General features: G+C 62.3%; 18 protein-coding genes. 14 read left to right on the forward strand and 4 right to left on the reverse strand.

Annotation, left to right across the window (positions count from 1 at the left end; translation table 11 throughout):
- The first annotated feature begins 78 nt into the window (after positions 1 to 78).
- Entirely contained in the window at positions 79 to 543 is a 465-nt protein-coding gene (locus BM026_RS05560; RefSeq protein ID WP_071488836.1) for a CopD family protein, read from the forward strand.
- 101 nt (positions 544 to 644) lie between these two features.
- On the opposite strand, the gene BM026_RS05565 is transcribed toward BM026_RS05560, so the two are convergent.
- Both BM026_RS05565 and BM026_RS05570 read right to left on the reverse strand, forming a co-directional pair.
- The gene (locus tag BM026_RS05565) at positions 645 to 1403 is read right to left on the reverse strand and encodes a hypothetical protein (protein ID WP_093527742.1); all 759 of its coding nucleotides are present in this window, start codon (positions 1401 to 1403) and stop codon (positions 645 to 647) included.
- A gap of 159 nt (positions 1404 to 1562) precedes the next feature.
- On the reverse strand, positions 1563 to 2258 hold the full coding sequence (locus BM026_RS05570) for a PA1041 family peptidoglycan-binding anchor lipoprotein (protein WP_092241215.1): 696 nt from the start codon (positions 2256 to 2258) through the stop codon (positions 1563 to 1565).
- Positions 2259 to 2448: 190 nt separating this feature from the next.
- Here BM026_RS05570 and BM026_RS05575 point away from each other — a divergent pair, with 190 nt between their 5' ends.
- The 4 genes from BM026_RS05575 to BM026_RS05590 are packed head-to-tail and all read left to right on the forward strand — an operon-like array spanning position 2449 to position 4120.
- Positions 2449 to 2946 (forward strand): DUF6231 family protein, encoded by a 498-nt coding sequence (locus BM026_RS05575; RefSeq protein ID WP_071488834.1) that lies wholly within the window; start codon positions 2449 to 2451, stop codon positions 2944 to 2946.
- A gap of 4 nt (positions 2947 to 2950) precedes the next feature.
- On the forward strand, positions 2951 to 3421 hold the full coding sequence (locus BM026_RS05580) for a YchJ family protein (RefSeq protein ID WP_058425250.1): 471 nt from the start codon (positions 2951 to 2953) through the stop codon (positions 3419 to 3421).
- Positions 3422 to 3440: 19 nt separating this feature from the next.
- A complete protein-coding gene (locus tag BM026_RS05585; protein ID WP_093119293.1) occupies positions 3441 to 3923 on the forward strand; it encodes an LEA/WHy family protein in 483 nt (160 codons plus the stop codon).
- A complete protein-coding gene (locus BM026_RS05590) occupies positions 3920 to 4120 on the forward strand; it encodes an SEC-C metal-binding domain-containing protein (RefSeq protein WP_003189235.1) in 201 nt (66 codons plus the stop codon). Before BM026_RS05585 ends, BM026_RS05590 begins: the two co-directional genes overlap by 4 nt.
- Positions 4121 to 4247: 127 nt before the next feature.
- On the opposite strand, the gene BM026_RS05595 is transcribed toward BM026_RS05590, so the two are convergent.
- Together BM026_RS05595 and BM026_RS05600 are read right to left on the reverse strand one after the other, a co-directional pair.
- The gene (locus BM026_RS05595) at positions 4248 to 5633 is read right to left on the reverse strand and encodes an ATP-binding protein (RefSeq protein WP_093527656.1); all 1386 of its coding nucleotides are present in this window, start codon (positions 5631 to 5633) and stop codon (positions 4248 to 4250) included.
- Positions 5630 to 6340: a response regulator gene (locus BM026_RS05600; RefSeq protein ID WP_058425253.1), complete on the reverse strand. Its 711-nt coding sequence runs from the start codon at positions 6338 to 6340 to the stop codon at positions 5630 to 5632. Before BM026_RS05600 ends, BM026_RS05595 begins: the two co-directional genes overlap by 4 nt.
- A 197-nt stretch (positions 6341 to 6537) precedes the next feature.
- On the opposite strand from BM026_RS05600, the gene BM026_RS05605 reads away from it, so the two are divergent.
- The 9 genes from BM026_RS05605 (at position 6538) to BM026_RS05645 (ending at position 19171) form a co-directional block, all read left to right on the forward strand.
- Positions 6538 to 8931: a TonB-dependent receptor gene (locus tag BM026_RS05605; protein ID WP_093527658.1), complete on the forward strand. Its 2394-nt coding sequence runs from the start codon at positions 6538 to 6540 to the stop codon at positions 8929 to 8931.
- Positions 8932 to 9061: 130 nt separating this feature from the next.
- Entirely contained in the window at positions 9062 to 10174 is a 1113-nt protein-coding gene (locus BM026_RS05610; RefSeq protein ID WP_071488830.1) for an ABC transporter substrate-binding protein, read from the forward strand.
- Positions 10171 to 11229, forward strand: coding sequence for a FecCD family ABC transporter permease (locus BM026_RS05615; protein ID WP_092241205.1), 1059 nt, complete (start codon positions 10171 to 10173; stop codon positions 11227 to 11229). The genes BM026_RS05610 and BM026_RS05615 overlap by 4 nt, the downstream gene beginning before the upstream one ends.
- Positions 11226 to 12011 (forward strand): ABC transporter ATP-binding protein, encoded by a 786-nt coding sequence (locus BM026_RS05620; RefSeq protein WP_093119300.1) that lies wholly within the window; start codon positions 11226 to 11228, stop codon positions 12009 to 12011. Before BM026_RS05615 ends, BM026_RS05620 begins: the two co-directional genes overlap by 4 nt.
- A 105-nt stretch (positions 12012 to 12116) precedes the next feature.
- Positions 12117 to 12761 carry a glutathione binding-like protein gene (locus BM026_RS05625; RefSeq protein ID WP_071488827.1) on the forward strand — a complete coding sequence of 215 codons (645 nt, stop codon included), beginning with the start codon at positions 12117 to 12119 and terminating at the stop codon, positions 12759 to 12761.
- 103 nt (positions 12762 to 12864) lie between these two features.
- Positions 12865 to 15306, forward strand: a complete 2442-nt coding sequence (locus BM026_RS05630; protein WP_093512197.1) for a penicillin acylase family protein — start codon at positions 12865 to 12867, stop codon at positions 15304 to 15306.
- A 199-nt stretch (positions 15307 to 15505) separates the two neighbouring features.
- The gene (locus BM026_RS05635; RefSeq protein WP_093119306.1) at positions 15506 to 16510 is read left to right on the forward strand and encodes a ligase-associated DNA damage response exonuclease; all 1005 of its coding nucleotides are present in this window, start codon (positions 15506 to 15508) and stop codon (positions 16508 to 16510) included.
- Positions 16507 to 18141 (forward strand): ATP-dependent DNA ligase, encoded by a 1635-nt coding sequence (locus BM026_RS05640; protein ID WP_093119308.1) that lies wholly within the window; start codon positions 16507 to 16509, stop codon positions 18139 to 18141. The genes BM026_RS05635 and BM026_RS05640 overlap by 4 nt, the downstream gene beginning before the upstream one ends.
- 250 nt (positions 18142 to 18391) lie before the next feature.
- Entirely contained in the window at positions 18392 to 19171 is a 780-nt protein-coding gene (locus BM026_RS05645) for a transporter substrate-binding domain-containing protein (RefSeq protein WP_014717255.1), read from the forward strand.
- Positions 19172 to 19216: the final 45 nt, after the last annotated feature.

Below are 19216 nucleotides of genomic sequence, written 5' to 3' on the forward strand. Positions count from 1 at the left end.
GCTGGATAAATTTTCAGTGGTTCGGATCGGCGGCTATCATACCCCGCTAATGAATCCCGCGCAGAACGGAGTACCACAATGACCGCGTTTAGCCTCGCTTACACCCTGCATGTATTGGCCGCCCTGGTATGGGTCGGCGGTATGTTTTTCGCCTGGATGATCCTGCGCCCCGCCGCTGTGGCGGCACTTGAAGGCCCTGCCCGGCTCAAATTATGGGCAAATGTGTTTCAACGTTTTTTCGTATGGGTGTGGATCGCCGTGGCGGTTTTGCCGATCAGCGGCATTGGCCTGCTGCACTTGCGCTTCAACGGGTTTGAGACGGCACCGCGTTATGTGCAGGTGATGATGGGTTTGTATCTGGTGATGACGGCGCTGTTTATCCGCATCCAGGCGCTGAAGTTCCCGGAGTTGCGCAAGGCAGTGGCGGCTGAGGATTGGCCGGCGGGTGCGGCGGTGCTGGGGCAGATTCGCCGATTGGTGGGCATTAACCTGATTGTGGGGTTGGTGGTGGTGGCGATTGCTTCGGCTCGACCGATGTTCTGAGGCAGGCTTTAGTCCGCTATCGGGGGCAAGCCCCCTCCCACAGTTGGAATGCAGTCCAATTGTGGGGGGGGGCTTGCCCCGATGGCGTCAGACCAGGCAATTCAAAGCCGCTGGATGGTCACAGTCCCCGCAGGCCCAGCCGGCCCCGGCTGCCCTTCCAAGCCTGGACGGCCTTTCTCGCCGCCATCGGCGCGGTACACCAGGCAGCCTTTGGACTGGCCGCCCTTGCCCGGCTTGCCCGCCGTGCCGGCCAATCCACCGGGACCGCCATCGACCCAGACCTTTATATGGTCAGCCGGAAAGTCCTGCGGCAACTCGACCCGCACCTGCGCGCCCGACGCGCCAGGCAAGCCATCACCGCCGTTATCCCCGTTGGCACCGCGACCGGCCGAGCCCCAGGTGCACCCTGGGTCTTCGCCGTTGGCGCCATCCAGCCCGGCATAACCCTGGGCGCCGGCACCGCCACGGGCGTCCACCGAGAGTTCTTCTGCCGCCAGGGAGTTGATACGCAAGGTCAGGTCACGCCCGGACTTGGCCGGTTTTTCGTGGGTGCCGGGAGCGCCGCGGGAGGTGATCTGGCTACCGTGGTCCAATTGCGCATGGCGCACCTGCAATTGCAGAGCGGTGTTGCCGGGCACAATGGCGATACGGGCGTCGCGGCCCAGGTGCAGCTCATCCACGGAGACCTGGCTGATGTTGGCGGGAATCAGCAAGGTGCCGTAGTCCGCCACCTCCAGGCGCTCCAATTGCAACACGCTGGTGCTGTTGGGCAGGCGCATCAACGAGTTGGGTTCAACACTGACGCTCTGGGCCAGGGCAACGGGGCTGACCAACAGGGCCAACAGAAAAACCTTACGCATCATGGAGCTCCCCTGATTTTTTTCAAAAAATATTTCTAGTTTTTCTTTGGACGCACAGTAACGACTTCCGCAGGCGCTTTGCCAGTGAAGGATCAAAAAAGTTGATAAAGGGGGAGGATTGGCAGCAATGCCCCTGTGTATCCCACAGGGGCAGGGCCGTCAGCGGTTGATCTGGATTTCCGTACGACGGTTCAAGGCACGGCCTTCAGCGGTTTTGTTGTCGGCTACCGGATGGCTCTCGCCTGCACCGGTCACCGATACAAAACTGCTGCGCGGCACGCCGGACTTGATCAGGTACTCGACCACCGAATGCGCGCGTTTTTCCGAGAGTTTCTGATTGTAGGCCTCTTTGCCGACGCTGTCGGTGTGGCCACTGACACGCAACTGGGCGCCTGGGGCTTCCTGTTTCAGGCGGGCGGCGACGGTGTCGAGCTTGGCGGTATCCGCCGCCGTCAACTTCGCCGAGTCGAACTGGAAGTGCACGTCACGGATCACGATGGTTTCCTCCTTGACCACGACCACTTCCTCAACCACGGCCGGTGGCGGTGCGGGCGGGCAACCATTGGCATCCACCTGCACACCTTTTGGCGTGCCCGGGCACTTGTCGCGGCTGTCCGGCACGCCATCGCCATCTTCGTCACCGTCGCCATGCACCCAGCAATAGGCGCCGGCCATACCGCCGATCAACAACGCGCCATAGCCTGCATAGGCCGAGCTTTCAGTGGCACCGATCGCCGCACCGGTCACACCGCCAACGGCGGCGCAGGTGGGCCAGTCGGTTTTTTGCAAACCTGCGCAACCTGTCAATACTCCGGTTAGCAGAACCAAGGGTAGAGCTGTCCGCATGATGCTCATCTGATTTCTCCTGAGGGGATCGGCGGGGGCCGATGAGTGGAGTAAAGACGGCTCTTTTCATCTGCGCCACTACGCCGCGCCCCCGTATTCATTGAGGATCGTCGCCCTCGTAGGAGTTTTCGCCACCACCCGCTCTAGGCCCGCACGCTCAGCCGCGCTAGTCTCTACGGTCCTGATGTGAGGATCTCTGATGACCGCCGGTATTTCTGACCGTACACCCCAGCAGGCCCTGGCCGCCTTGCTCGACCTGCACCAACCCAAACGCCTGTTGCTGTTGGGCGCCAGCCAGTTCCCGGCGCTGGAGGCTTTTCAAGCAGCACACCCCGGCACCCAGGTTGCCGTTGCCCCACCCGGCCCACTGCCGGCGGAGCTGGCCGCGCAGCGTTTTGACCTGGCGCTGGTGGTGGATTGCCTGGAGCACCTGTCAAAACCGCAAGGCCTGACCCTGCTGGGCGGTATCCGCAACCTCAACGCCAGCCGCATTGCGGTGCTGGTTGACCTGGGGGCCTGCGACTGGAAGGACACCGACTTCTTCTCCCTGGCCCTGCAGGCCGGCGAGCGTTTCCAGCGTGACGAACAGGTTCTGACGCTGTTTACCTATGATCTGCTTGACTATAAACAGGTACCGGACTGGCTCAATGCCCGCTTCTGGGCCAACCCGGAAAACTTCGGAAAGTATTGGTGGTAACCCGATGAGTACATCCATTTGCCCCTGCGGCAGTGGCAACCTGCTGGATGCCTGCTGCGGCCATTATCACGCCGGGCACCCCGCGCCCTGCGCGACCGCGTTGATGCGCTCGCGCTACAGCGCCTACGTACTGGGCTTGGTGGACTATCTGGTTGCCACCACGCTGCCCGCGCAACAGCCCGGCCTGGACCGTGCCGCCATCGCCGCGTGGAGCGCCCAGAGCACCTGGCTCGGCCTTGAAGTGGAAAGCTCCGAGGTATTCGGCGGCCAGCCGGAACACGCGTTCGTGACCTTCACCGCGCGCTGGCATGACAGCACCGGCGAACATAGTCACCGCGAGCAGTCTTCTTTCGTACAGAATGACGGGCGCTGGTACTTCATCGACCCGACCGTGGAAGTGAAGACCGGACGTAACGATGCCTGCCTGTGCGGCAGCGGGCAAAAATTCAAGAAGTGTTGTTCCAGCTATCTATAGCCACCACAGGACTCACGCCATGCTCCGGATCTACAGCTTGATGCTGGCGTTAACCCTTGGCCTGACCGGCTGCGCGTCGTGGTTCGAGGACGACGCGCCGCCGCCCCACATCTCCCTGGTGAAGGTCGAAGTGGTGCGAGCCAAGCTGCTGGAGCAGAAATTCAAGCTGTACTTTCGCGTGGACAATCGCGACGACGCCGACCTGACCGTGCGTGGCCTGATCTACAAAGTGACGCTGGATGACTTTGTGCTGACCGAAGGCGAGTCCAACCAATGGCTTACCGTGCCGCCGCGCGGCCATGCCTTTTTCAAGGTGTCGGTGCGCACCAACCTCTGGCCACAGATCCGCGATGTGGTGCAGATGCTGAAAAAACCCGACCGCCCCGTGCCCTATCGCCTCGAAGGCGAGCTGAAAACCGGATTATTCATCGGTTATGACGTGCAGGTGAATCACAATGGCGAGATAATCCCCGGCGATTTTATTCCGGAGCGACATCGATGACTCAGCAACCCCATGTCCATGGTCCTGACTGCAACCATGATCACGATCACCATGATCACGACCACGGCCATGTCCACGGCCCGAACTGCGGCCACGCTCACCAGGAGCCGGTGCGCAATGCCCTGAAGGACGTGGGCCGCAACGATCCTTGCCCGTGCGGCAGCGAGAAGAAATTCAAGAAGTGCCACGGGGCGTAAAGCCACGCTGAAGATTTAAATGTGGGAGGGGGCTTGCCCCCGATAGCGGTATACCAGTCTCCTATTCAGTGCCTGACAGCCAGCAATCGGGGGCAAGCCCCCTCCCACATTCAGTTGCGTTCCACATTCAGGATTTGCGTTGAAACACCAGTTCCACCTCAAGCCCTCCGCCGTCCCGGTTGCGCAACGCCAAACGCCCGTCATGCGCCTTGGCGATGGTGTGGGCAATGCTCAATCCCAGGCCATACCCGCCGGTCTCGGCATTGCGTGAACCTTCCACGCGATAGAACGGCTCCATCACCTGCTCCAACTGTTCCCGGGGAATCCCGGGGCCACGGTCACTGATGACGATCTTCAAGCTGTCCGCCTGGTCCTCGACCCGCACCACCACATCACGGCCATAACGCACAGCGTTCTCCAGCAGGTTCTGCACGCAACGTTTAAGGCTGCGGGCATACCCCGGCAATGGCTGCTTCGCCCGGCCTTCGATCACCACCTGCTCGCCAACGTCCTGCAAGTCCGCCTGCAGGCTTTGCAGCAAGGCGTTGATATCGATGTTCTGCCGCGTCTCGTTGATTTCGCCGCTGCTGACAAAATCCAGCGTGCTGGACACCATGTGCTCCATTTCTTCCAGATCGCTGCGAAAACGCTCCTTGGTGCGATTGTCCTCAAGCATCTCGGTGCGCAGACGCAGTCGTGTGATCGGTGAACGCAAATCGTGGGAAATCGCCGCAAGGAAACGCGTGCGCTCGGCGATGTTGGCGATCAGCCGCTGTTGCATCGCATTAAATGCCTGGGCGGCGCGGCGAACTTCAGTGGGACCGTCCACCGACAGCGGCGGGCGCTGGATATCCCGGCCCAACGCCTCGGCGGCCTTGGCCAGGGTGTTGAGCGGGCGAATCGCCAGGCGTACCGCGACCAGCGCGATCACCACCAACACCAGCACCCGCAGCAGGTAGATGCGCATCACGTAATCGAACAGCAGGTCCAGCGGCGAGGTACTGGTCCAGCCCTGCTCTTCACTGGCATCCACCTGCAACCAGCGCCCGTCGGGCAGGCGCAGGTCGATCAAAAATTGTCCCACCACCGGTTGGGAAACGAGCAAGGTTGACAGGCCGGCGGTCTGCCCGTCGCCATCGACCAGAGACAGGCGCAACAGGATCAGGGTTTGGGCGTAACCGGTTTTTTCCGACAGCACCTTCTTGATCAATCGCTCGGTGGGCCGGTCACTTTCGTGCAGGGTGCTCGGGGTGTTGCTGGCCTGGTCGCTGAGGGTCAGGCGGAAGTTTGGCGTGTCGAGCAGCTTGATCAGCACATCCGCTTGCTGCGGATCGCTGTGCACCAGGCGCACCACGTCCGCCAGGCGCGTGGCGATCAACCGCGCCGGGATTTCCAGCACCTGCCCATGGCGTCGGTCGTACCAGATGCTACTGGTCAGGGCCTGCGCGGCGAGCATGCCGCTGACGAGAATCAGCACCAGCCGGCCGAACAGCGAACGCGGCAGCAGTCTCACGACTCCAACACCACGTCATCGGCGGTGAGCATGTAGCCCTCGTTGCGCACGGTCTTGATCAACCCTGCCGGCAATTGCGAGCGCAGGCGGCTGACGCACACATCGATGGAGCGGTCGAACGGCGTGCTGTCCTTGTCGAACACATGGTTGAGCAGAAAGTCGCGGTTCAACGGGCGGTTGGGGTGCTGCAACAGCAGGCGCAACACGCGGTAATCCGAGTTGCCCAGGCTGACCACCACGCCCTGCGGCGACAGCAATTGCCGCGCCCGCGTGTCGAGTTGCCAGCCTGCGAAACGAATGCTCGGCGCTTCATCCAGGCGGGCGCGGTCGGGAAAGCTCTGTACCCGGCGCAGCACCACTTTTATCCGCACCAGCAACTCACGTGGGTCGAAGGGTTTGGGCAAGTAATCGTCGGCGCCGATTTCCAGGCCGACGATACGATCGATCAACGAGCCCTTGGCGGTGAGCATCACCACCGGCGTGTTGGAGTTAACCCGCAGTTCGCGGCAAAGGCTCAGGCCGTCTTCGCCGGGCAGCATCAGGTCGAGCACGATCAGGTCGATCACATTCAGCGCCAGGCGGCGGCGCATTTCCTTGCCGTCGGCGGCGGTGGATACCTGGAAGCCGGCGTCGCTCAGGTAGTCGCAGAGCAGTTGGCGGATTTGCGGGTCGTCGTCAACGATCAGCAGGTGGTCTTGCTTGGCCATGGGCAGTCAATCCGAAAAACGATGAAACGCAGCAAATAGCCGAAAATTCAGCCGGCAGCGCAGGCAAATGTAATGGAATGTTGTGGGAAACCCTAATCACGCATCAGCGATACAAACCTGGGGTATGGCAGGAGGAATCGCTCTTTAGACTACCGAACCTAAATGAGAGTAATTGTAATTTAGACTCGGACGCTACCATGTCATTGCCCCTATCATTGCCCACGCCTCACCGCCACACGCGGCACACCACCCTGGCACCGATGTTCGGTTTGCTGGCTGCCGGCAGCGTCGCACCGGTGGCCCTGGCTGGCGCCCCAACCGCCACGTCCAGCGATTCGGTGTTGAGCCTGCCGGAAATCAAGATCGACGGCGAAGCCACTTCCACCTTCAAGGTGGACCGCGTCACCTCGGCCAAGATCAGCCAGCCGCTGCTGGACGCACCGCAAAGCGTGACCATCGTGCCGCAACAGGTGCTCAAGGAGCAGAACGCGCAGACCTTGCAGGAAGTGTTGCGCAATGTCCCGGGCATTACCTTTATGTCCGGCGAGGGCAACCTGGGCTGGGGCGACCTGTTTTCGATCCGCGGTTTTTCTTCCGAGCAGAGCCTGACCGTCGACGGTGTGCGCGATGCCGGCATGTCCACGCGCACCGACACCTTCAACCTGCAGCAGGCCGAAGTGTTCAAGGGCACCGGTTCCATTGAGTCCGGGGTCTCGGCCGTGGGCGGCAGCGTCAACCTGGTCAGCAAGGAAGCGCATCTGGGCGATGCCAACAAAGTCTCGGCCGGGATCGGCACCGACAGCTACCGCCGCCTCACTGCCGACCTGAATAAACAGCTGAACGACACCAGCGCCGTGCGCATCAACCTGATGAAGCACTACAACCAGGTGGCCGAACGCGACGATGTGGACTACGACCGCTGGGGCATTGCCACCTCGTTCGGCTTCGGCCTGGGCACCGACACGCGGTTGTTCATCGACACCTTCTACCAGAAAGACACCAACACCCCGGACGGCGGTGTGCCGATCCAGCGCGGCACCAACGGCGACCGCATGCCGGGCGTGAAACGCTCCAACTGGTACGGCGACTCCCACCTCTACACCCAAGAGAACAAAACCACCTCGCTCACGGCGCGCTTTGAGCATGACTTCGCCTGGAACGACGCCAACCTGCGCAACCAGACGCGCTGGGAACGCAGCGACAACTTCGCCGTGCTCTCGCCGGCGCGCTTCTTCGCCGCCAACGCCAGCGGCCAGAAGACCTGCACCGGCACCCGCTGTGCGACTTTGGGCTACACCGGCGCAGGCCCGATCAGCCAAGTGCCGGGCAGCACGGTGAATGCCTACACCGACTACGTAAACAACAGCAACACCGCCTACGGCATCCTGCGCGGCAGCGACTTTGGTTTGTCCAAGCGCTACACCATCCTGGACAACCAGACCGACTTCAATTTCAACCTCACCACCGGCAGCCTGCAGCACGCGGTGGTCAGCGGCCTGGAGTTCTATCACGAGACCTACGGCGGCCTGAAACGCAACGCCGAAGTGCCGGCAGGCAACATGCTGTTTGATATGCACGACCCCAGCCACAGCTTCGCCAGCACCTACGTGACCAAAGGCGAAGGCGACCCGCGCTCGGTGATCGAAAACGCCGGTCTCTACCTGGGCGACACCCTCACCCTCAACGAGCAGTGGCAAGTACTCGGCTCGTTGCGCTACGACAACTGGCGCGCCGAAACCCGCCAGCGCGGCCAGGCGACGATCAGCAGTACCGACGGTGCCGTCAGCGGTCGGGTTGGCGCCGTGTTCAAACCGTTGCCCAATGGCAGCATCTATGTGTCCTACAGCGAGGCGGCGCAGCCCTCGGCGCTGGGCGCGTCCACCAACAACCAGATCTACGGCGCGGCCAGCACCCGTCGTTACAGCCCGGCCAAATCCAAGACCTATGAACTGGGCACCAAGTGGGACATCGCCCATGACATGCTCAACGTTACGGCGGCGATCTTCCGCACCGAACTGGACAACGCCTGGGAATACCAGGACGGCGAATCCGCCCCGGTACGCGCCCTGCCCGCCAAGCGCGTCGACGGCATCGAGCTGGGCCTGCAAGGTAATATCACCCCACGCTGGACCGCCTATAGCGGTTTCTCGGCCCTCAAGAGCACCCAGACCAAAGGCATCAACAAAGGCGCCGAAGCCAAGAACGTCCCGGACCTGACCGCCAACCTGTGGACCACCTACGCCGTCACCGACGCCCTGAGCCTCAGCTACGGCGAGCAATACGTGGGCCGGCGCCGCTACACCGACAACAAATACGTCGGCGGGTTGAACAACAACAGCAGCTACGCCAACGGCCCGTCCGGGGTCTACGCGATCTACACCCGCGACCACGAAAAAGCCCCCGGCTACTGGCTGAGCAACCTGGCCGCGCAATACAAGGTGAACAAGGACACCACGGTCAACCTCAACCTCAACAACGTGTTCAACACGTTCTATTACAGCCAGGTCGGCGCGTCCCTCGATGGCTTCCAGCTCTACGGCATTCCGGGCGCAGGGCGCACCCTCACTGCCAGCGTCGACTATGAGTTCTGAACCGTGCTGGTCGAGATCCCGGCACTGCTCAACGCCTGCGAAGTCGACACCTGCCTGGCCGCCTTGCCTCACAACCCCTTGCGGCGCTGTAGCAATGCCTGATGCGCCGCCTTCACCTGGAGTTCCCGCCATGTTGAAACCCCGTAATGTCCTCAAGCTGTGCGTGCTGTTCGCCGCGCTGGTCCTCGGCCATGCCGAAACCGCTGCCGCCCATGAAGTCACCGATGTGCTGGGGCGCAAGGTCGACGTGGCGGACAACGTCAAGCGCGTGGTCCTCGGTGAAGGCCGCTTGATTTCGGCGTTTGCCCTGCTGGACCGCGATGCGCCGTTCCAACGCATCGTCGGTTGGCAGAACGATTTGAAGCTGCTGGACCAGCACACCTATAACGCCTACGTGGCGAAATTTCCCAGCGTGAAAGACATCCCGCTGATCGGCCAGGCGTCGGAACAAAGCGTCAGCGCCGAGGAAATCCTCTCGCTCAAACCCGACCTGGCGGTGTTCAGCATTTCTGGCCACGGCCCGACTGAACACAGCCCGGTCGCCGATGTGCTGGCCAAGGCGGGCATCCCGGTGCTGTTCGTCGACTTTCGCATCAACCCGGTGCAAGGCACCCACACCAGCATGAACGCGCTGGGCCAGGCGCTGGGGCGCGAAGCCCAGGCCAAGGCTTTCCTGGATTTCTATGACCAGCACCTCAAGGTCATCACCGACGCGGTCGCCACCTTGCCGGCCGGCCCGCGTCCGAGCGTGTTCCTCGAACTGCTGGCCGGCGCCTGGCAAGCGCCGGGGCACACCACGGGCAAGAGTGGCATGGGGGAAGTGATCAAGCTGGTGGGCGGGCGCAACATCGCCGCCGATGTGGTACCGGGGGCACTGGGGGATATCAGCGTGGAATACGCCTTGAAAGCGGACCCGGATATTTATGTCGCCACCGGTAACCACAAGCCGGGGCTGATCCTGGGTGCCGGCGTGAGCCATGACGAGGCGCGTGAAGCCTTTGACCGCGTATTGGCGCGCCCCGAGTTCGCCAACCTGCGTGCCATCCGCGCAGGCAATGCCCACGGCCTGTGGCATGACTTCTACAACTCGCCGTACAACCTGCTGGCGATTGAGTCGCTGGCCAAGTGGGTGCATCCGCACTTGTTCGCCAAGCTGGACCCGCAGGCGACCATGGAACAGATCAACCAGCAATTCCTGGGGATGCCGTTGCAGGGTGCCTATTGGATCGACACCTCTAAATGACCACGCAAACCCTCGACCTCGCCTCAGCCACCCACGGCTATCGCCGCCTGCTGGCGCGGCGTGCCTGGCTATTGGCGCTACTGGGCATGGCGCTGGTGTGCGCCATGCTGGTGGACCTGGCCAGCGGCCCGTCCGGCATGGGCCTGCTGGCCTTGCTTGACGGGATTGCGCACCCGTCCCACCTCAGCGCCACCGACCAGGTGATCATCTGGAACGTGCGCCTGCCCTACGCGTTGATGGCGGTGCTGGTGGGCTGTGCGTTGTCGCTGGCCGGGGCGGAGATGCAGGCGATCTTGAACAACCCGCTGGCCAGCCCGTTTACCTTGGGCGTGTCGTCGGCGGCGGCGCTGGGGGCATCCCTGGTGATTGTGTTCCCGGTGACGACCTTGTGGGTGTCGGCCAATACGGCGATTTCCATTTCGGCGTTCATCTTCGCCGCCGCCTCGGTGTTTTTGCTGCAAGCCATGTCGCGCTTGCGGGGCGCCGGCGTAGAGAGCCTGGTGCTGTTCGGCATCGCCCTGGTATTCAGTTGCAACGCGGTGGTGGCTTTGTTGCAACTGGTGGCCACCGAGGATGTGCTGCAACAACTGGTGTTCTGGACCCTGGGCAGCGTGACCCGGGCCAACTGGGACAAGCTCGGTATCCTGGCCCTGGTGGTCGCGGTGGTGTTGCCGTTTTCCTTCGCCGCCGCACCGCGCCTGACCTTGCTGCGCATGGGCGAAGACCGCGCGCAAAGCTTCGGCGTGGACGTCAAACGCCTGCGGTTTTTCTCGTTGCTGCGCATCAGCCTGTTGTCGGCTACCGCCGTGGCGTTCGTCGGCACCATCGGCTTTATCGGCCTGGTGGGTCCGCATATCGCGCGGATCCTGGTCGGTGAAGACCAGCGCTTCCTGCTGCCGGCCAGCGCCCTGACCGGCGCGCTGTTGCTGGCGCTGTCGTCGATTGCCAGCAAGCTGATCATGCCCGGTATGAGCGTGCCGGTGGGCATCGTCACGGCGTTGGTGGGCGTGCCGATTTTCGTGATGCTGGTGTTCAAGCGCGGGAGGCAGTTATGAGCGAAGGGTTAAGCGTACGCAACGCCAATGTGAGTTATGGCCGCCGGCAGATCGTGCATGACCTGAGCCTGCCGACCTTGCCCCACGGCAGCCTGACCGCCCTGATCGGCCCCAACGGCGCCGGTAAGTCCACTTTGCTGCGCGCCGTGGCCGGGCTGGAAAAGATGCACGGTGTCGTACGACTGGGTGACCTCGACCTGTCAGCCATGTCCGTGGCCGAGCGCGCCAGGCGTGTGACCTACATGCCGCAGAACCTGCCACCGGGCCTGAGCCTCAGCGTAATGGAGAGCGTGATTGCTGCGTTGCGCGTCACCTCTGTGGACGGCCTTCCATTGTCCAACGACGCCTGTCTGCGCGAAGCCTTCGAGGCATTGCAGCGCATTGGCATCGCGCACCTGGCCGATCAGTGGTTAAACACGCTGTCGGGCGGCCAACGCCAACTGGTCAGCCTCGCACAACTGATTGCACGGCGCCCCCAAGTGATGCTGCTGGACGAACCCACCAGCGCCCTCGACCTCAATTACCAATTGAAAGTCATGGAGTGCGTGCGTGGGCTGGTGCGCGAACACAACCTGATCGCCGTGGTGGTGTTGCACGACATCAACCTTGCCGCACGTTTTGCCGACCATATTGCCGTGCTGCGCCAAGGTCGCTTGTACGCCAGTGGCGCAGCAAACGAGGTGCTTAATCCGCTGTTGTTTGCCGAGGTGTATCGCGTGCGGGCGCGCATCGAGCGCTGTTCAGAGCAGTCGCTGCAGGTGTTGGTGGATGGCGCTTTTTGATTTGCTTCTAAGGGTATGCGCAAATGTTTCATTGAATTTTCGCACGCCCAACATTACCTATACCTACAGGCATCCGTTCAAGCATCACCACTTTTGGAGAGCTTCATGATCGACCTGTATTACTGGACCACCCCCAACGGCCACAAAATATCGTTGTTCCTGGAAGAAGCCGGCCTGCCCTACAAGGTGCACCCGATCAACATCGGCCAGGGTGAACAGTTCAAGCCTGACTTCCTGAAGATCGCTCCCAACAACCGCATCCCGGCCATCGTCGACCAGACCCCGACCGACGGCGGTGCACCGATTTCCCTGTTTGAGTCCGGCGCGATCCTGTTGTACCTCGCGGAAAAAACCGGCCAGTTCATTCCAAAAGACCTGCGCGGTCGCCAGGAAGTACTGCAATGGCTGTTCTGGCAAATGGGCGGCTTGGGCCCGATGGCGGGGCAGAATCATCACTTCAGCCAGTTCGCCCCGGAGAAAATCCCCTACGCGATCAAACGCTACGTGGATGAAACCGCACGCCTCTACGGGGTGCTCGACCGGCGCCTGGCGGACCGTGCGTTCGTCGCGGGCGAGGACTACAGCATTGCCGACATGGCGATCTACCCCTGGATTGTTTCCCACAAATGGCAAAGCCAGCGCCTGGAAGATTTCCCACACCTGCATCGCTGGTTCAACAGCATCAAGGAACGGCCGGCGACGGTCCGGGCGTATGAGCTGGTGCAGAAAGTCAACCCGCCCAAGTCTTGATACGCAATTGCTGAAAATAAGGCATGACTCCCGCTTGCGTCGTTTCGCCGCGCTCACTAACGTAGCGCCTTTACTGACGCTACCCCCCCGCAGGAGCTTTGCCATGGCCTCGCCAGCCCTCTCACATTTTCTTCCCCGGTTCGGCGTTGCCGCGGCAGTGGCCAGCGCGTTAAGCCTGGCCGGTTGCCAGCTCCAGAGCACCCAGGACACCCTGCCGCCGGTTGCCGGCGTACAGCCGATCAAAGGCCTCGCGCAGAATGTATCGGTACGCCGCAATGCCCAGGGCATGCCGCTGATCGAAAGCAACACCTTCCATGACGCGCTGTTCAGCCTCGGTTACGTGCATGCCAGTGATCGCATCACCCAGATGGTCACCCTGCGCCTGCTGGCCCAGGGCCGCCTGGCGGAAATGTCCGGGCCTGAAGTGCTGGATGTCGACCGCTTCATGCGCGCGGTCAACCTGAAGAAAAGCGCCGGCGAGCTGTACAACGCCTCCAGCCCGCGTCTCAAGCGCTTCTTTGAAGTGTATGCGCGTGGCGTCAACGCCTACCTGTTCCGCTACCGCGACAAGCTGCCGCCGGACCTGGCCCAGACCGGCTACAAGCCCGAGTACTGGAAGCCGGAAGATTCGGCGCTGCTGTTCTGCCTGCTGAATTTCAGCGAGTCGGCCAACCTGCAGGAAGAGATTTCGTCGCTGGTGCTGGCGCAGAAAGTCGGCGTCGACAAACTCGCCTGGCTCACCCCAAGCGCGCCGGATGAAGCGATCCCGCTGGCCGAGGCCGAAAAACTCAAGGGCGTGAACCTGGGCCAGATCACCGGCCTGGCCGGGCTGGACGCGGTCAGCCAGCAACTGAGCAGCCTCAACGCCCTGGCGGTCACCACCTCAAGCAACTGGGCGATCGGCCCACAGCGCAGCCGCAGCGGTAAAAGCCTGCTGGCGGGCGACCTCGCCGCCCAGCCGCAGGCACCGTCGCCGTGGAGCTACGTGCAGATCCGCGCACCGAAATACCAGGCCGCCGGCGCTTCGATTGCCGGCCTGCCGACGCTGCTGTCCGGCTTCAACGGCAAAGTCGCGTGGAGCATGAGCACGGTCAAGGGCGACACCCAAGACCTGTTCCTCGAAAAAGTCAGACGCCAGGGCAGTGCGCTGTATTACGAGAACAACGGCAAATGGCTGCCGGCGGGCGTGCGTAACGAAACCTACTTCGTCAAAGGCCAGCGCTCGATCCGCGAAGTGGTGTACGAAACCCGTCACGGCGCCCTGCTCAACAGCAGCCAGGCGCTGACAACCGGTCTGGGCCTGGCCCTGCAAACCGCCGATTTCAAGGACGACAAGAGCCTGGATGCGTTCTTCGACCTGTCCCGCGCGCAAACCATCGGCAAAGCCTCGGACGCAACCCGGGAAATCCGTGCCATCGCGTTGAACATGATCTTCGCCGACGCCGGCAGCATTGGCTGGCAAGTCACCGGCCGTTTCCCCAACCGCCGCGAAGGCGAAGGTTTGCTGCCGTCGCCGGGCTGGGACACGCGGTTCGACTGGGATGGCTACGCCGACGCCATGCTGCATCCCTATGACCAGGACCCGGCCCAAGGCTGGATCGGCACCGCCAACCAGCGCACCGCGCCGCGTGGCTATGGCATGCAACTGTCCAATTCCTGGGATGCCCCGGAGCGCAGCGAGCGCCTGGCGCAACTGGCCAATGCCGGCAAGCACGACAGCCGCAGCCTGATCGCCATGCAGTACGACCAGACCACCACCTTCGCCGCCAAACTCAAGAGCATGTTCCAGGCGCCGGGCATGGCCCAGCCGCTGAAACAGGCGATTGACGCACTGCCGGCGGCGGAACAGGCCAAGGCCCGTGAAGCGCTGGGTCGCCTGATGGCCTTCGACGGTCGCCTGGTGTCGACCTCCGCCGACGCTGCGCTCTATGAACTGTTCCTGCAGGAAAGCACCAAACAGATCTTCCTCGACGAGCTGGGTCCGGAAAACAGCGCCAGCTGGAAAGCCTTTGTCAGCAACGCCAGCCTGTCCTATGCCGCCCAGGCCGATCACTTGCTGGGCCGCGAAGACAGCCCGTTCTGGGATGACGTGCGTACGCCGCAGAAAGAAGACAAACCGGCGATTCTCGCCCGCAGCCTGGCCGCCGCGATCAGCGCCGGCGACAGTCAGCTGGGCGCCGACCACAAGGCCTGGCAGTGGGGCAAACTGCACACCACCACCTGGAAAAACGCCAATGGCCAGGTGATTCGTGGCCCACTGGCCTCCGGTGGCGACCACAACACCTTGAACCCGGCGCCCTACAACTGGGGACAGGACTTCGCCACCACCCAGGTGCCCGCGCTGCGCCTGATCGTCGATTTCGGCCAGGTGGAACCGATGATGGGCCAGGGTGGCATCGGCCAGTCCGGCAACCCGGCCAGCCCGAACTATGCCAATGGCATCGACCCGTCGCTCAAGGCGCAATACCTGAGCTTCCCGATGCAGCCGCAGAACTTCGAGAAGGTGTACGGGAAGGCCAGGTTGACCCTGACACCCGGCAAGTAACCCGGCTTTCCTGAAAAACCTGGATCTAATGTGAGAGGGGGCTTGCCCCCGATTGCGGTGGGTCAGTTGCACCTTGGCTAGCTGATACACCGCTATCGGGGGCAAGCCCCCTCTCACATTTGGACTGCATGCATTCAGATAGAACTTCCCAGCCCACACCCGCCTCATAAGTAACAAGCCCACCTCCCCCGGTCACCCCATGGACCTTGTCATCGCCCGCCCCGAAGGCCTCTACTGCCCCGCCGGAGATTTCTATATCGACCCCTGGCGGCCGGTGGAACGCTCAGTCATCACCCACGCCCATGGCGACCACGCCCGCACCGGCAACCAGCACTATCTGGCGGCGGCCCCCGGCGAAGGCATCCTGCGCTCCAGGCTGGGCCAGGACATCAACCTGCAGACCCTGGCCTACGGTGAGCCACTGGTGCACCACGGCGTCACCTTGAGTTTCCACCCGGCCGGGCATGTGCTCGGCTCGGCTCAGGTGCGCCTGGAATACCAGGGCGAAGTCTGGGTCGCGTCCGGCGACTACAAGGTCGAGCCCGACGGCACTTGCGCGCCGTTCGAGCCGGTGCGCTGCCACACCTTTATCACTGAATCCACCTTCGGCCTGCCGATCTACCGCTGGCAGCCCCAGGCGCAGATCTTCGCCGGGATCAACGACTGGTGGCAGGCCAACATCGCCGCCGGCAAGGCCAGCGTGTTGTTCTGTTATTCATTCGGCAAGGCCCAGCGTATCCTGCATGGCATTGACGCCAGCATCGGGCCCATCCTCAGCCACGGCGCGGTCGAACCGTTGAACCGGGTGTACCGCGAGGCCGGCATCCATATCCCTGAAACCCTCTACGCCGGCGACTTCAACAAGACCGACCCATTGCTGCGCCAAGCCTTGATCATCGCCCCACCCTCCGCTGGCGGCAGCAGTTGGATCAAACGCTTCGGCGACTACAGCGACGCCTTCGCCAGTGGCTGGATGCGCCTGCGCGGCACCCGGCGGCGGCGTGGAGTCGACCGGGGCTTTGTGCTCTCGGACCACGCCGATTGGCCCGGCCTGTTGTGGGCCATCGAGCAGACCGGCGCCGAGCGGGTGATGGTCACCCACGGTTCTGTCAGCGTATTGGTGCGCCATCTGCGGGAAAAAGGCCTGGATGCCCAGGGCTTCACCACCGAATACGGCGATGACGAAGAAGAGGCCGGCGCATGAAGGCCTTTGCCGAGCTGTACGCGAATCTCGACGCCACCACTTCCAGCAACGCCAAGCTGGCTGCGTTGCAAGCCTACTTCCGGGATGCCGCGCCAGAAGATGCCGCCTGGGCCGTGTATTTCCTGTCCGGCGGACGGCCACGGCAACTGGTGCCGACGCGCCTGCTGCGGGACATGGCCACAGAAGCGTCCGGCATCGAGCCGTGGCTGTTCGAGGAAAGCTACCAGTCAGTGGGTGACCTGGCGGAGACCATTTCCCTGCTGCTGCCAGAATCTACCTACACCTCGGAGGACGGCCTGGCCGTATGGCTGGAGGAAAAACTCCTGCCATTGCGCGGCTTGCCTCCCCTGGAATTGGCTGAGCGCCTACCGGCGTTGTGGGCGCAACTGGATCAACCCAGCTTGATGGTGTGCATCAAATTGATCACCGGCAGCTTTCGCGTCGGCGTGTCCAAGTTGCTGGTTACCCGTGCCCTCGCCGCCATGGCCGACCTCGACAGCAAGCGTGTGGCGCAGCGGTTGGTGGGCTACACCGACCTGTCCAATCGTCCGACCGCTGAGGGCTACCTCAAGCTGATCGCTGCCGAATCGTCCGACGAGCATGCACAACGGGGCGGCCAGCCTTATCCGTTTTTCCTGGCTCATGGCTTGGCGCAACCGGTGGAGCAATTCGACGCGCTGCTCGGTGCCCCCACCGACTGGCAGGTGGAATGGAAATGGGATGGCATCCGCGCACAACTGGTCAAGCGCGACGGGCGCCTGTGGATCTGGTCCCGTGGCGAAGAGCTGGTCACCGAACGTTTTCCCGAACTTCACAGCCTGGTGAGTGGGTTACCGGACGGCACGGTGATCGACGGCGAGATCGTGGTGTGGAAGGACACAGTGCAACCCTTCGCCCTGCTGCAACAGCGGATCGGCCGCAAGACCTTGAGCAAGAAAGTGCTGGAGGATGCGCCGGTGGCAATCCTGGCCTACGACCTGCTGGAACATCGGGGCGACGACTGGCGCAACCATACCCAGGCCGAACGCCGCGCCCAGCTTGAGCAGGTGGTCACCCAGTGCAACCAACCGGTATTGCTCGCCTCACCGTTGCTGAACGCAACCACCTGGCAAGCGCTGGCCGAACAACGCGAAGCTTCGCGCAGCCTGGGCGTGGAAGGCATGATGCTCAAGGCCCGCGATGGCCTGTACGGCGTCGGCCGCACCAAGGACATGGGCGTGTGGTGGAAGTGGAAGGTCGACCCGTTCAGCGTCGACGCGGTGTTGATCTACGCCCAGCGCGGCCACGGTCGGCGCGCCAGCCTCTACAGCGACTACACCTTCGCGGTGTGGGACGGACCGCCCGGCAGCGAACGCTCACTGGTGCCCTTTGCCAAGGCCTATTCCGGGCTGACCGATGAAGAAATGCGCAAGGTCGACGCGATTGTGCGCAAAACCACCGTAGAGAAATTCGGCCCGGTGAGCAGTGTCACGCCCAGCATGGTGTTTGAGCTGGGGTTCGAGGGCATTGCCTTGTCCAAGCGGCACAAGAGCGGGATTGCGGTGCGGTTTCCGCGGATGTTGCGCTGGCGGCAGGATAAGGCGGTGGATGAGGCCGACAGCCTTGCCACTCTGCAAGACCTGCTGGCCTGACGCCGATCAACTGGTGGGAGGGGGCAAGCCCCCTCCAACATCTGAATTCCTTTACGACCCGAAATGGTGCACCCAGTTTTCAGCGCCCATTTTCGGGCATCTCCTACACTCAGATCTCCCTTGTCCCACCTTTTAAAACGCTCATTCGGAACTATGGTGCAGAAATTGCTACTTGTGATCCGTCTGACACCGTTCAGTAACAGTCCTAAACGCGCCACAAGCGCTTATCTTGGTTTCCAGGGATTACATAATGAAAAAAGCATTGCTGACCCTTTCTGCACTGGCTCTGTGCATGGCCGCGGGTGTAGCCACGGCCAAGGAATACAAGGAACTGCGTTTTGGTGTCGATCCGTCCTACGCGCCATTCGAATCCAAGGCAGCGGACGGCAGCCTGGTGGGCTTCGATATCGACCTGGGCAATGCGATCTGCGCCGAGCTGAAAGTGAAGTGCAAGTGGGTCGAAAGCGATTTCGACGGCATGATTCCAGGCCTGAAAGCCAACAAGTTCGACGGCGTGATTTCGTCCATGACCGTGACCCCGGTGCGTGAAAAGGCCATCGACTTCTCCAGCGAACTGTTCTCTGGCCCGACCTCGCTGGTGTTCAAGAAAGGCGCGGGCTACTCGACACCTGAGTCTCTCAAGGGCAAGTCCGTAGGCTACGAGCAGGGCACCATCCAGGAAGCCTACGCCAAGGCCGTGCTGGATAAAGCCGGTGTGACCACCAAGGCCTACGCCAACCAGGACCAGGTGTACGCCGACCTGACCTCCGGCCGTCTCGACGCCTCCGTGCAGGACATGCTGCAAGCCGAACTGGGCTTTCTGAAGTCGCCGGCCGGTGCCGGTTACGAAGTCAGCGCGGCCATCGACGACCCTTTGCTGCCGTCCAAAACCGCCATCGGTATCAAAAAAGGTAACACTGAACTGAAGGCGCTTTTGGATAAAGGTATCAAAGCGTTACACGATGATGGCACCTACGCCACCATCCAGAAGAAACACTTTGGCGATCTGAACCTGTACAGCGGCAAATAATGCCTGGAGCGCCCTTCCCTGGGAGGGGCGCTTTTTTATCGCCAT

This window comes from Pseudomonas sp. NFPP24 (assembly GCF_900112095.1).
GTDB lineage: Bacteria > Pseudomonadota > Gammaproteobacteria > Pseudomonadales > Pseudomonadaceae > Aquipseudomonas > Aquipseudomonas extremorientalis.